Source organism: Alloalcanivorax gelatiniphagus (assembly GCF_005938655.1).
In the GTDB taxonomy this organism is placed as follows: domain Bacteria; phylum Pseudomonadota; class Gammaproteobacteria; order Pseudomonadales; family Alcanivoracaceae; genus Alloalcanivorax; species Alloalcanivorax gelatiniphagus.
Map to the genome: position 1 here is coordinate 262,020 of NZ_VCQT01000044.1, position 12,280 is coordinate 274,299.

Sequence of the window (12,280 nt, forward strand, 5' to 3'; positions counted from 1 at the left end):
ATTTGTCATCATGATGTCATAAAAAGGCAATCTAATAGGGGCACTTCAACGGGCAAAACCAGAGAATCACATTATGTCCCGCAACCGCATTCTGATCGTCGACGATGAACCGGCCATCCGCGAGATGGTGGCAGTGGCCCTGGAATTGGCCGATTTCGATGTGCTCGAGGCCGAGAACGCCCAGCGCGCCCACGAACGCATCGTCGATGAACGCCCCGACCTGGTACTGCTGGACTGGATGCTGCCGTCGGTGAGCGGTATCGAGCTGGCGCGGCGCCTCAAGCGCGAGGACGCCACCGCCGAGGTGCCGATCATCATGCTCACCGCCAAGAGCGAGGAAGACAACAAGATCCAGGGCCTGGACGTGGGCGCCGACGATTACATCACCAAGCCGTTTTCCACCCGCGAGCTGATTTCACGGATCAAGGCGGTGCTGCGCCGTTCCTCGGTGGTGGCGGCGGAGAAGGCCATCGATGTGGAAGGGCTGTGTCTGGACCCGGTGAGCCACCGGATCAGCGCCCATGGCGAGCCGGTGGACATGGGGCCCACCGAGTACCGGCTGCTGGAGTTTTTCATGAGCCACCAGGAGCGGGCCTATTCCCGCACCCAGTTGCTGGATCAGGTGTGGGGGGCCAACGTGTACGTGGAGGATCGCACCATTGATGTGCATATCCGGCGGTTGCGCAAGGCGTTGGCGCCGCATGGGTTCGATGGGTTTATTCAGACGGTGCGGGGGACTGGATATCGGTTCTCGGTGAAGACCAGCCAGGCGTCCTGATTCCAGATTGGGGGGCGCGGAAAGAGCAGGCCCGGTCCCGGACACGCCGCGAGTACATCCTTGTAGGCTCGAGCTGGCCATCCCTGGCCAGCTACGGTCCGGGACCGGGCCTGCTCTTCCCGCTTCGCATCTCGCGTGATGACGCCTTGCTGGTTTGGGGTTAGTGTGCGGTTAAGTATTTTGAGACGTTTTCCATGAAGCATCCCTCCGGCATGCAGGCCAGTCTGGCCAAGGAAGTGAACCGGATTCTGATTCTGGTGGCGGGCGGGTTGGCCTTGTGTCTGCTGTGGCACAGCATTTTGCCTTTGGTGGCGGTGCTGGCGTTGTACATCATCTGGAGCACGCGGCAGTTGTTCGCGTTGTACGCCTGGTTGGTGCGCGAGGAGCACACCGATCCGCCGGACAGCGTGGGGCTGTGGGGCGAGTTCTATACCCGGTTGGAGCATTTGTTTCGCCAGGAGCGCCGGGCCCAGGACAATCTTCAGGCCATCATTCAGCGGGCCCAGGAGTCGGTGAATGCACTGGAAGACGTGGTGGTGATGATCGACCGCCATGGTCATCTGGAGTACTGGAATCACTCCGCCGCGCAGCATCTGGGTCTGCGTCCGGACAAGGACCTGGGCCAGCCGCTCACCAACCTTATCCGCCATCCGCGCTTTACCGACTATCTGAACCAGGGGCGTTTCAACGAGCCGCTGGAGATTCCGTCGCCGGTGAACGACAGCCGCGTGCTGCAGTTTCGGATTACCGAGTTCGGTGAGGGCGATCAGTTGATCCTGGCCCGGGACATGACCCGGCTGCATCATCTGGAGCAAATGCGGAAGGATTTCGTGGCCAACGTGAGCCACGAGCTGAAGACGCCGCTGACCGTGCTCAAGGGCTATCTGGAAACCCTGCAGGACACGGTGCCCGACGAGCAGACCCGGTTGCGGCGGGCGCTGCAGCAGATGAGCCTGCAAAGCCATCGCATGGAGGCGCTGGTCAACGACCTGCTGCTGCTGGCACGGCTGGAGAACACCAAGGCGGACAACACCAGCCAGGCGGTGGCGGTGCACGGCATGTTGCACCGCATGCGCGAGAGCGCGCTGGCGCTGATGCCGGAGAAACACCACCGGATCACCCTGACCGTGCCGGAGGACGCCCGGCTGCTGGCCAACCCGGCGGAGCTGGAGAGCGCGTTCGGCAATCTGATCACCAACGCGGTGAAGTACACGCCGGCGGAAGGCCACATTCATATCGAGTGGTGGAGTGACGACAAGGGTGGCCATCTGTCGGTGACCGACGACGGCATCGGCATCGATCCCCAGCATATTCCCCGCCTCACCGAGCGGTTCTATCGCCCGGACAACAGCCGCGTCACCCAGACCGGCGGCACCGGCCTGGGCCTGGCCATCGTCAAGCACGTGATGTTGCGCCATGACGGCAAGCTGGAAATCCAGAGCGCCCTGGGCAAGGGCAGCACCTTCACCTGCCACTTCCCGCCGGCGCGGTTGGTCGTCAAACCCGCCGCTCTCACCAACGGTTGAGTGCGTTGTAGGAGCGGCTTCAGCCGCGATAAGGTGCCACCACCAGGATCAGTAGTGCGGCGGCGGGGCGTCCTGAATGCGCAGGGCGGCCAGCTCCTCGCCCTGCTCCACCACCCGGTCCACCAGCTTGCGGCAGGCGGTCTCCAGCTCGTCCAGCTTGCGCTGCTGATCGCTGACGATACGGTTGAGGCTGGCCACCAGGTCCTCCTGGTAGGCCAGTTTGGTTTCGATCTCTAGAAAACGGTCTTCGCTCATGGGGGTTCCTCCGCGCCGGGATTATACCGGGCCCGCGGCCCGAATGGCGTCGGTAAGTGCCACCTCCGCTTCGGCCAAGGGATCGGCGCCAAGATGGTCGAGCTGGCCGTCCAGCAGCAACTGGCTGAAACCGTGCACCATGGCCCAGGCGCGCAGGGCGGTCCGGCTCACCGTGGCCTGGTCGGCGTCGACCACCCGGGCCACCGCCTGCCGCAGGGTCTCAAAGGCGGCGAAGGAGGCGTCGGCGAGCTCCGGGTCATCGTTGTCACCGCCGCGCCGGGCGGCGGCCCGGGCGCCGAACATCAACCGGAACAGAGCCGGGTTGGCATGGGCGAAACGCAGATAACCGAGCCCGCCGGCAACCAGCTTCCGGCCAGGGCTGTCCGCCGCCGCCTCCGCCGCCTCCTGGGTGGCACGCAGGCGCCGAAAGCCCTCCGCGGCCAGGGCCAGCATCAGCGCTTCCTTGTTGGCGAAATGCCGGTAACTGGCATTGGCGGTGACGCCCACCCGGCGCGCCAGCTCGCGCAGGCTGAAGCCATCGCCGCCTTTTTCCGCCAGCAACGCCAGGCCCTCTTCCACCAGCGCCGGGCGCAGGTCTCCGTGGTGGTAGGGGCGGGGTGGGCTTTTGCGTGATGCGGGCACGGTGTCTCTTCCTTTCGTTGTATGTTCACAGCCTACACATCCCGCCGGCGCGGGCCCAGCCCGGGCATGCTTGATTTAAAACCCTGCCGCCGCTAAGGTTAGCGCCGTCTTGGGGGAGTAGTCGCCGGGCCACCCCGCCCTGACGGTCGTCAACATATTTGCGCCTCAATGCGCATGGCGGCCGTGTCCCGCACGCGAAGCCTTTCGCGCCGCGGTATCGACGAGACCTGAGGCATTGTCCGTATTCCGCGGGGGCGGGATCGACGGGCGATGTCTCTGGTTATTGGTCGATCCCGCCCCCCTAAGGAACTCCATTGGACGCTTTTCTCTCTTCCACCCTGCTGGTTGCCCTGGGCGAAATCGGCGATAAGACCCAGTTGTTGTCCCTGGCCCTGGTGATGCGCTATCGCAAGCCCTGGCCGATTCTGGCCGGCGTGATCGTCGCCACCCTGGTCAACCATGGCATCAGCGTCTGGTTCGGGGACTGGCTGGCCGACGCCATCCCGGCCAACTGGCTGCACTGGATTCTGGGCCTGAGCTTTATCGCCCTGGGCCTGTGGATGCTGATTCCGGACAAGGACGAAGAGGTCGGCGACAAGTACCGCTTCGGCCCCTTCCTGACCAGCCTGGTGCTGTTCTTCATCGCCGAGATCGGCGACAAGACCCAGGTCGCCACGGTGGCCCTGGCGGTGCGTTTCCAGGAGTTCTGGCCGGTGCTTCTGGGCACCACCACGGGTATGATCGCCGCCAACCTGCCGGTGATCTGGGTGGCCCATCGTCTCGCCAGCGAGCGTTTCGAGGTGTGGGCCCACCGCATCAGCGCCGCCTTGTTCATCGCCTTCGGCGTGTGGGCATTGATCTGAACCTTCGCAAGGAGTCCCTATGGCGCTGACCGCCACCATCCACAAAGCGGAACTGACCGTCTCGGACATGGATCGGGACTACTACGCCACCCACAACCTGACGGTGGCGTTGCATCCCTCCGAAACCGAGGCGCGCATGATGCTGCGGCTGATGGCGTTCGCCCGCCATGCGGATGAGGCGCTGACCTTTACCCGGGGGCTGTCCAGCACCGACGAGCCGGATCTGTGGCGCCATCATCCCGACGGCACCGTGGAGGAGTGGATCGAGCTGGGGCAGCCGGACGAGAAGCGGCTGCGCAAGGCCTGCGGCCTGGCCCGCTCGGTGACCGTGTATTGCTATGGGCGCCAGGGACCGGAAGCCTGGCGGGCCGGTCTCGGCGACAAGCTGCAGCGCTTCAGCAATTTGACCGTATGGCGGGTGCCCCAGGACACCGAGCGGGCCCTGGCCGCCCTGGCCCAGCGGCAGATGCGGCTCAACGCCCTGATTCAGGACGGCCAGCTGTGGTTCGGTGACGACAGCGACAATGTGGCGGTGGTCCTGGACGCCTTTTCCTGAAAGCCCGCCCCCTTTTTGTAGGAGCGGCTTCAGCCGCGATAATGCAGTAACGAGACGGGATTATCGCGGCTAAAGCCGCTCCTACGGGGCTCCTACGGTTCGAACCAGTCCCGGGTGCGGTTGACGATGGCCACCAACGACAGCATCACCGGCACCTCCACCAACACCCCCACCACCGTGGCCAGAGCCGCGCCGGAAGACAGGCCGAACAGGCTGATCGCCACCGCCACCGCCAGCTCGAAGAAGTTGGAGGTGCCGATCAGGCAGGCCGGGCCGGCCACGTTGTGGGGCAGGCGCAGCCAGCGGGCGGCGACGAAGGCGATCAGGAAGATGCCGTAGGTCTGGATCAGCAGCGGAATGGCGATCAGCACGATGGCCAGGGGCTTGGCCAGGATGGTCTCCGCCTGGAAGCCGAACAGCAGCACCACGGTGGCCAGCAGGCCCAGGATGCTTATCGGTTTGAGCCTGTGCACGAAAGCGTCCACCGCCGGTTCGCCGCCACGGCCGCTCAGCCAGCGGCGGGTGAGCACCCCGGCCACCAGCGGCAGCAACACGTACAGCACCGTGGACAGCACCAGGGTGTCCCAGGGCACGGTGATGTCGCTGACCCCCAGCAGCAACGCGGCCAGGGGGGCGAAGGCGAACACCATGATCACGTCGTTCACCGACACCTGCACCAGGGTGTAGTTGGCGTCGCCCTTGGTGAGATGGCTCCACACGAACACCATGGCGGTGCAGGGCGCCACGCCCAGCAGGATCATGCCGGCGATGTACTCACCGGCGGTTTGCGGGTCCACCAGGCCGGCGAACAGCACCTTGAAGAACAACCAGCCCAGCGCCGCCATGGTGAACGGCTTGATCAGCCAGTTCACCACCAGGGTCAGCAGCAGGCCCTTGGGCTTGTCGCCCACCCGCTTCATGGCGGCGAAGTCGATCTGGATCATCATCGGGTAGATCATCACCCAGATGAACACCGCCACCGCCAGGTTCACCCGCGCCACCTGGAAGCCGGCCACCGCCTGGAACAGCCCCGGCAGGGCCAGGCCCAGGGCAACGCCGGCAATGATGGCCAGCCCCACCCAGACACTCAGAAAGCGCTCGAAGAATGGCATCAGCGGTCGCCCTGGTCGCGGTGGATCTTCTGCAGCGCCGCGGTCAGGCCGAGCGCGTTGAGGGATTCCAGATCCAGCGCCACCACCTGCTCCAGGCGCGACCGCAGCCGCGCGTAGGTGTCCTCGAACACCGCCTGGATGTGCGCCTCATCGCCCCGCGCGGCGGCCGGGTCCGGGATGCCCCAGTGCACCTTGGCGGATTCCGACAGCCACACCGGGCAGGCTTCGCCGGCGGCGGCGTCGCACACCGTGATCACCACGTCGAACCCTTGGTCTTCCAGGTCGTCCATGGATTTGGAGGTGGGTTGCCCCACCGGCACGCCGTGGCGTTCCAGCACCGCCAGCGCGTTGGCATTGACCTGGCCGGAGGGGTGGCTGCCGGCGCTGCGGGCCTGCAGCCGGCCCGCGCCCAGGTGGTTGGCCAGGGCCTCGCCGAGAATCGAGCGGCAGGAATTGGCGGTGCAGAGAAACAGCAGTTTCAGTGGCGTTTTCATGATGGTGTCCTCCGTGGCGGGGCGCGGCGGTTCAGCAGCAGCGGCCGGACAAGGGTTTCAGGTCCAGGTCCTGACGCCCTTGCCTGACCAGCTCCTCAACGATAGTGAGTGCCCACTCAGGCAACGAATCATCGATCCGGTAGTGCATCCAGGTGCCCTGGCGGCGGGCCACCACCAGCCCGCACTGGCGCAGCAGGGCCAGGTGCCGGGAGATGGTCGACTGGGGGGCCTCCAGGGCCGCCACCAGATCACAGACACACACCTCCCGGTCCACGGCCATCAGGCAGAGCAGGCTCAGGCGCAGCTCCTCGCCCAGGCATTTGCAGAGTTCCGCGGCGGTGAGCCGGGCGGGGGCGGTGTGGATGGCGTGCATGGGTGTCCCGTGTCCTGTGAAATATTCGTATATCCGGATTAACGGATATATTAAATCAAAAGAGACCCGGCACAAGGCCGGGCCGATGAATCTTTTATGGCAGGCAGCGGCGGCCGGTCAGGGTTTCTTCACCTCTTTCTCCATCTCATCGATGGAGATGTGCCGCACGTCCCGGCCCTTGACCAGGAAGATCACCTGCTCGCCGATGTTGCGGGCGTGGTCGCCGATGCGCTCCAGGGCGCGCAGGGACCAGATGATGTTGAGCACCCGGGAAATGGCCCGCGGGTCTTCCATCATAAAGGTCACCAGGGCACGCATGGCGGAGCGGTATTCCATGTCCACCTCGGTGTCCTCGGCGGCCACTTCCACCGCCTTGTCGGCGTCGAAGCGGGCGAAGGCGTCCAGGGTGTCGCGCAGCATATTGCGCACATGGTTGCCGATATGGCGCACCTCCACATAGCCCCGCGGCGACTCCCCTTCCTCGGCCAGTTGCAGGGCCATGGCGGCGATCTTGGCGGACTCGTCACCGATCCGTTCCAGGTCGGACACCGCCTTGGAAACGGCGATGATCAGGCGCAGGTCGGAGGCCGCCGGGTGGCGCAGCGCCAGCACCCGGGCGCACTCCTCGTCGATCTGAATTTCCTGCTTGTCGACGCGCTCCTCGGTTTGCAGCACCTTCTCGGCGAGACCGGAGTCGGCGTGCAGCAGGGCCTCCAGGGCATCGACCACCTGTTTTTCCACCAGGCCGCCCATTTCCATGAGGTGATTGCGAATCGACTCCAGCGCTTCGTTGAACTGCGTGGAGCTGTGCTGACCAAAATGCATGCGATCCATGTTGTGTTCTCCTTGGACCCTGGCCTTAGCCGAAGCGGCCGGTAATGTAGGCTTCGGTGAGTTCGTTTTCCGGTTTGGTGAAAACGGTCTCGGTGTCGTTCACCTCGATCAGCTCGCCCAGATGGAAATAGGCGGTGCGGTGGGACACCCTCGCCGCCTGCTGCATGGAGTGAGTGACGATGACGATGGTATAGGACTCGGTGAGCTCGTCGATCAATTCCTCGATCTTGGCGGTGGCGATGGGGTCCAGCGCCGAGCAGGGCTCATCCATGAGAATCACCTCCGGGCTCACGGCAATGGCCCGGGCGATACACAGGCGCTGTTGCTGGCCACCGGACAAACCGGTGCCCGGCTTGTCGAGACGGTCCTTCACCTCGTCCCAAAGGCCGGCCTTGCGCAGGCTGGTCTCGACCACTTCGTCGAGATCGTATTTGCGCTTCGCCAGACCGTGCAGGCGCGGGCCATAGGCGATGTTGTCGTAGATCGACTTGGGGAACGGGTTGGGTTTCTGGAACACCATGCCCACCTTGGCGCGCAGCAACACCACATCCAGGGACGGATCGTAAATGTCCTCGCCGTCCAGGGTCACGCTACCTTCCAGGCGGCACCCTTCGATGGTGTCGTTCATACGGTTGAGCGCGCGCAGAAAGGTGGACTTGCCACACCCGGACGGCCCGATGAACGAGATCACCTCGTTCTCCATGATGTCCAGATCAATGCCCTTGATCGCCTGGGTTTCGCCGTAATAAATCTTGACGTCCCTGGCACTGATCTTGACCGTTTCCGGCGCCGGCGACTGTTGCCGGTCGTCCTTGCGTTGCACCATCACTTCCGGATCGACCATCTTCATTGTCACCACCTTCTCTCGAATTTCTTGCGCAGCCAAATGGCGAAAGCGTTAAGGCTGATCATCATCAACAGCAGCACGATGATCGCCGCCGAGGTGCGCGCTTCGAAGAAGTTGCGCATCTCGTTGCCCTGCCAGAGATAGATCTGGACCGGCAGAGCCGTGGATTGTTCAAACGGCGTGCTCGGGATGTTGGCCACGAAAGCGTTCATGCCGATCAACAGCAGCGGCGCCGTTTCACCCAGTGCCTGGGCGACGCCGATAATGGCGCCGGTGAGAATGCCGGGAATCGCCAGCGGCAGCACCTGCTGGAACACCGTCTGCACCCGCGAGGCACCCAGCGCCAGCGCCGCCTGACGGATCGAGGGCGGCACCGCCTTGAGCGCGGAGCGGGTCGTGATGATCACCGTGGGCAGGGTCATCAGGCTGAGCACCAGCCCGCCCACCAGCGGCGCGGACAGCGGCAGCCGGAACCAGTTGATAAAGATCGACGCGCCCAGCAAACCGAACACGATGGACGGCACCGCCGCCAGGTTATTGATGTTTACCTCGATCAAATCCACCAGCCGATTCTTGGGCGCGAACTCCTCCAGATAAACGGCGCTGGCCACGCCCACCGGCACCGCCAGCAGAATCACCACCAGCATCATGAACAGTGAGCCCATGAAGGCGCCGGCAAGACCGGCGGACGCCGGCGAACTGCGCGAGTCGGAATTGGTGAACAGGGTGGTGCTGAAGCTGACATTAAGGATGCCGTCGTCGTGCAGCTGGTCGGCGATACGGCGCACCTCCGGACTCAACTGCAGGCGCGCGTCCGGCAGGCTGCGATCAATATTGCCGCGCACCCACACATCCACCTCGGCGTCGGCGAGCAGCTTCACCCGGCGGGTCTGGCCAATCAAGGACGGGTCCTCCGCCACCATATCCCGCAGCCGGTATTTGGCGCCGCTGGTGAACAGCTTGCGCAGCTGCCGGCGGTGCTCTTCCAGGTCCGGCTTGGCGGAGATCAGTGCATCCTCAAGAATGGTGTTCCAGTTGGCCATGGTGAGCTTGAAATTCCAGGCATTGAGGCGCTGCTCAAAGTCCCTGGGCGACTCTTCCGGCTGCGCTTGCGGCGGCGGGCCCATGTCCAGCACCGCCGGGTCGAAGCGCACGTCCAGGGTCAGCGTGGACTGCCAGAACGCCGGCAGGCCGCGGGAGAAAATGCTCACGAACAGCACCGCCACGAACGCCAGCCCCAGCATCACCGCGGTCAGGCCGAAGCGGCGGAAGCGCTTTTCCCGGGCGTGGCGGCGGCGCAGGCTGTTTTCCACCTGGCGTTGAATGCGGGCACGCGGGTCGACAGTGGAGTCCATCGTACTGTTGGCCATCAGTCGTATTGCTCCCGGTATTTACGGACGATGTACAAGGCCACCACGTTCAGGCCCAGGGTGATCACGAACAGGGTCAGACCCAGCGCGAACGCCACCAGGGACTGCGGGCTGGCGAAGTCGGTGTCGCCGGTGAGCTGGTTAACGATGGTCACCGTCACCGTGGAGACCGCCTCGAACGGATTGGCGTGCAGGATCGGGCTGTTGCCGGCGGCCAGCACCACGATCATGGTTTCGCCGATGGCGCGGCTGGCGGCCAGCAGGAAGGCACCGACGATGCCCGGCAGCGCCGCCGGCAACACCACCTGGCGGATGGTCTCCGACTTGGTGGCGCCCATGCCCAGGGAGCCGTCGCGCAGGGACTGCGGCACCTGGGAAATAATGTCATCGGACAGCGACGACACGAACGGGATGATCATCACGCCCATCACGAAACCGGCGGTGAGGGCGCTGGTGGAACGAATCTGGATACCGACCATGTCGCCCAGACTCGAAAAAAACGGGCCCACCACCATCAACGCGAACACGCCGTAGACGATGGTGGGGATGCCGGCGAGCACTTCGATCACCGGCTTGGCGAAGGAACGCAGCCAGGAAGGCGCGTACTCCGACATGTAGATGGCGGTCATCAACCCCACCGGCACCGCCACCAGCAGCGCGATGATGCTGATCATCAACGTGCCCCAGAGCAGTGGCAGCAGACCAAAGTCGCCATAGTTGCCGTGCCCGGTGCTGCTGAAGCGCGGGTTCCAGGTGGTGCCGAAGAAGAAGTCCAGCGGGTGTACGAACGAGAAGAATCGCATCGCCTCGCCGAACATGGAGAACACGATACCCACGGTGGTGAGGATGGCCACGCCGGAACACAGCAGCAGACCGGCGTTGATGACTTTCTCCACGTGGGTGCGCGCCCGCAGTTGCGGACGGATGCGACCACGGGCGATGAACAACCCGGCCAGCGCCAGGGACGCCATCACCGCGATCTTGGCCAGCTCGCCAATGCCGCGCAGCCGGGCCAGGGTTTCCGCCGCCGCCACTTCGTAGGGCGCCGGGTCACCGGACACACCGTAGCCACTGGCGATATCGCCGAGACGCCGCATCAGATTGCCGGCCTGTTGGGACGGCAGATTGGCCATTTCCGGCGGCAGTTGCGAGAACACCACCGAGCGGATTACCGACGGTTCCAGCAGCGTCCACAGCACGAACACCAGCAACGCCGGCAAACCACACCACAGCGCCACCAGCCAGCCGTAATACCCGGGCCGCGAGTTCATGCGTCCGGAGGTGGTACTGGCAACCGCGCGGCTCCGTGTCAGACCCAGTTGATAGGCCACGCCCATCAGGATCAGGAGCAGAACGATCAGCGTCATGTTGTCCATCGTGACTCCAGTTGCCCTTGTCCCGGTAGTTGTCCCGGTGATTGCCCCGGTTCCACCGTCTTTTTAATGCGACGACCCCCGCGGAGACTGTACCGACGGGGGCCGTTTGGCATGGCTGCCTATCTTACTTGCTGACGACCTTGCGGTCTTTGAAATCAGCGATGGCCTGCTCACGCTCCTGGTCGTTCAGCGGGATCAGACCGGTTTCCTCGAGCTGGCTGCCGAAGCCGGATACGTCTTCGCTCAGGAAGTACTGCACGTACTCTTCGATGCCCGGGATGGCGCCGATGTGCTCGCCTTTCACGTAGAAGAACAGCGGGCGGGATACCGGGTACTCACCGGAACCGATGGTTTCCAGGGTCGGGGTAACGCCGTTGATGGTGGCCACTTTCAGGCGGTCACGGTTCTGCTCGTAGAAGCCCAGACCAAATACGCCCACCGCGTCGGCCTGTGCCTGCAGACGGGCCAGGGTTTCGGTGTAGTCGCCGGAGATTTCGACCACGCGGCCGTCCTGGCGGAACTTCAGGCAATCTTCCTCGTTCTTGGCGGTGCAGCCTTCTTCAACCACCTTCTCCTCGAACACTTCGCGGGTACCGTGGTTGGAAGCCGGGATCACCAGCATGATTTCCTGGTTCGGCAGGGACTTATCGATCTGTGACCAGTTGGTGTAGGGGTTGGCCACCATTTTGCCGTCTTTCGGTACTTCGGCGGCGATCGCTTTGTACACGTATTCCGGCTTCAGTTTGAAGCTGCCCTTGTTGGCGTTGGAGGCGAACACGATGCCGTCGTAGCCGAAGCGCACTTCCAGGATTTGCTTGACGCCGGCGTTGGCGCAGCTCTCGATCTCGCTGGACTTGATCGGGCGGGAAGCGTTGGCGATGTCGATGGTGTTTTCACCGACGCCCTGGCAGAACTGACGCAGGCCACCGCTGGAACCGCCGGAACCCACCACCGGGGTATTGAACGGGAAGGCATTGCCGAACTGCTCGGCCACGATGCTGGCGTAGGGCAGCACGGTGGAAGAACCGGCGATCTGAATGGTGTCGCGGGCCATGGCCGGCGCCGCTGCGGCGGTCATGGAAACGGCGGCGAAGGCCAAACCAAGAGCTTTCTTGAAACGCATTGTTGAATCCTCGTCTGCATCTGCGAATGGAGCGACATCGCCTTCGATGCCGCCCTTGCCCGGGCTCGCTGATCCGGTTCCCCCGACGATGCCCGGGCCAGGGGAGGTCGATTGTGGGCAAGCTCCATTGC

The 12,280-nt window shown here is 64.1% G+C and carries 14 protein-coding genes; 4 read left to right on the forward strand and 10 right to left on the reverse strand.

Annotated elements, in window-relative coordinates; translation table 11 throughout:
- Positions 1 to 73: 73 nt before the first annotated feature.
- Complete coding sequence (phoB, locus tag FGS76_RS15425; protein WP_138773526.1) at positions 74 to 778, forward strand: phosphate regulon transcriptional regulator PhoB; 705 nt, start codon at positions 74 to 76, stop codon at positions 776 to 778.
- Between the two features lie 194 nt (positions 779 to 972).
- Entirely contained in the window at positions 973 to 2,304 is a 1,332-nt protein-coding gene (gene phoR / locus FGS76_RS15430; protein WP_240692562.1) for a phosphate regulon sensor histidine kinase PhoR, read from the forward strand.
- 48 nt (positions 2,305 to 2,352) lie between these two features.
- On the opposite strand, the gene FGS76_RS15435 is transcribed toward phoR, so the two are convergent.
- Positions 2,353 to 2,559, reverse strand: coding sequence for a SlyX family protein (locus FGS76_RS15435; protein WP_138773527.1), 207 nt, complete (start codon positions 2,557 to 2,559; stop codon positions 2,353 to 2,355).
- A gap of 21 nt (positions 2,560 to 2,580) precedes the next feature.
- Positions 2,581 to 3,201 carry a TetR/AcrR family transcriptional regulator gene (locus FGS76_RS15440; RefSeq protein WP_240692563.1) on the reverse strand — a complete coding sequence of 207 codons (621 nt, stop codon included), beginning with the start codon at positions 3,199 to 3,201 and terminating at the stop codon, positions 2,581 to 2,583.
- A 314-nt stretch (positions 3,202 to 3,515) separates the two neighbouring features.
- Here FGS76_RS15440 and FGS76_RS15445 point away from each other — a divergent pair, with 314 nt between their 5' ends.
- Together FGS76_RS15445 and FGS76_RS15450 are read left to right on the forward strand one after the other, a co-directional pair.
- A complete protein-coding gene (locus FGS76_RS15445; RefSeq protein ID WP_138773528.1) occupies positions 3,516 to 4,064 on the forward strand; it encodes a TMEM165/GDT1 family protein in 549 nt (182 codons plus the stop codon).
- A 19-nt stretch (positions 4,065 to 4,083) separates the two neighbouring features.
- A complete protein-coding gene (locus FGS76_RS15450) occupies positions 4,084 to 4,620 on the forward strand; it encodes a YaeQ family protein (protein ID WP_138773529.1) in 537 nt (178 codons plus the stop codon).
- A gap of 92 nt (positions 4,621 to 4,712) precedes the next feature.
- Here the strand turns inward: FGS76_RS15450 and arsB are convergent, their stop codons facing one another.
- From arsB to FGS76_RS15490, 8 genes are all read right to left on the reverse strand, one after another.
- Positions 4,713 to 5,732, reverse strand: a complete 1,020-nt coding sequence (gene arsB, locus FGS76_RS15455) for an ACR3 family arsenite efflux transporter (RefSeq protein WP_138773530.1) — start codon at positions 5,730 to 5,732, stop codon at positions 4,713 to 4,715.
- A complete protein-coding gene (locus FGS76_RS15460) occupies positions 5,732 to 6,226 on the reverse strand; it encodes an arsenate reductase ArsC (protein WP_138773531.1) in 495 nt (164 codons plus the stop codon). Before FGS76_RS15460 ends, arsB begins: the two co-directional genes overlap by 1 nt.
- Before the next feature lie 31 nt (positions 6,227 to 6,257).
- On the reverse strand, positions 6,258 to 6,599 hold the full coding sequence (locus tag FGS76_RS15465) for an ArsR/SmtB family transcription factor (RefSeq protein ID WP_138773532.1): 342 nt from the start codon (positions 6,597 to 6,599) through the stop codon (positions 6,258 to 6,260).
- Between the two features lie 117 nt (positions 6,600 to 6,716).
- Entirely contained in the window at positions 6,717 to 7,433 is a 717-nt protein-coding gene (gene phoU, locus FGS76_RS15470) for a phosphate signaling complex protein PhoU (RefSeq protein ID WP_138773533.1), read from the reverse strand.
- A 25-nt stretch (positions 7,434 to 7,458) separates the two neighbouring features.
- Positions 7,459 to 8,259 carry a phosphate ABC transporter ATP-binding protein PstB gene (pstB, locus tag FGS76_RS15475; RefSeq protein ID WP_377899602.1) on the reverse strand — a complete coding sequence of 267 codons (801 nt, stop codon included), beginning with the start codon at positions 8,257 to 8,259 and terminating at the stop codon, positions 7,459 to 7,461.
- Positions 8,260 to 8,285: 26 nt separating this feature from the next.
- On the reverse strand, positions 8,286 to 9,650 hold the full coding sequence (gene pstA / locus FGS76_RS15480; RefSeq protein WP_138773535.1) for a phosphate ABC transporter permease PstA: 1,365 nt from the start codon (positions 9,648 to 9,650) through the stop codon (positions 8,286 to 8,288).
- Positions 9,650 to 11,026: a phosphate ABC transporter permease subunit PstC gene (pstC, locus tag FGS76_RS15485; RefSeq protein WP_138773536.1), complete on the reverse strand. Its 1,377-nt coding sequence runs from the start codon at positions 11,024 to 11,026 to the stop codon at positions 9,650 to 9,652. The genes pstA and pstC overlap by 1 nt, the downstream gene beginning before the upstream one ends.
- A gap of 124 nt (positions 11,027 to 11,150) precedes the next feature.
- Positions 11,151 to 12,149 (reverse strand): substrate-binding domain-containing protein, encoded by a 999-nt coding sequence (locus tag FGS76_RS15490; RefSeq protein WP_138773537.1) that lies wholly within the window; start codon positions 12,147 to 12,149, stop codon positions 11,151 to 11,153.
- Between the last annotated feature and the right edge of the window lie 131 nt (positions 12,150 to 12,280).

Bases quoted from the DNA above. Each gene is read 5' to 3' on its own strand.
- phoB (WP_138773526.1), top strand. From the start codon at position 74: ATGTCCCGCAACCGCATTCTGATCGTCGACGATGAACCGGCCATCCGC.
- phoR (WP_240692562.1), top strand. From the start codon at position 973: ATGAAGCATCCCTCCGGCATGCAGGCCAGTCTGGCCAAGGAAGTGAAC.
- FGS76_RS15435 (WP_138773527.1), bottom strand. From the start codon at position 2,559: ATGAGCGAAGACCGTTTTCTAGAGATCGAAACCAAACTGGCCTACCAG.
- FGS76_RS15450 (WP_138773529.1), top strand. From the start codon at position 4,084: ATGGCGCTGACCGCCACCATCCACAAAGCGGAACTGACCGTCTCGGAC.
- arsB (WP_138773530.1), bottom strand. From the start codon at position 5,732: ATGCCATTCTTCGAGCGCTTTCTGAGTGTCTGGGTGGGGCTGGCCATC.
- FGS76_RS15460 (WP_138773531.1), bottom strand. From the start codon at position 6,226: ATGAAAACGCCACTGAAACTGCTGTTTCTCTGCACCGCCAATTCCTGC.
- FGS76_RS15465 (WP_138773532.1), bottom strand. From the start codon at position 6,599: ATGCACGCCATCCACACCGCCCCCGCCCGGCTCACCGCCGCGGAACTC.
- phoU (WP_138773533.1), bottom strand. From the start codon at position 7,433: ATGGATCGCATGCATTTTGGTCAGCACAGCTCCACGCAGTTCAACGAA.
- pstB (WP_377899602.1), bottom strand. From the start codon at position 8,259: ATGGTGCAACGCAAGGACGACCGGCAACAGTCGCCGGCGCCGGAAACG.
- pstA (WP_138773535.1), bottom strand. From the start codon at position 9,650: ATGGCCAACAGTACGATGGACTCCACTGTCGACCCGCGTGCCCGCATT.
- pstC (WP_138773536.1), bottom strand. From the start codon at position 11,026: ATGGACAACATGACGCTGATCGTTCTGCTCCTGATCCTGATGGGCGTG.
- FGS76_RS15490 (WP_138773537.1), bottom strand. From the start codon at position 12,149: ATGCGTTTCAAGAAAGCTCTTGGTTTGGCCTTCGCCGCCGTTTCCATG.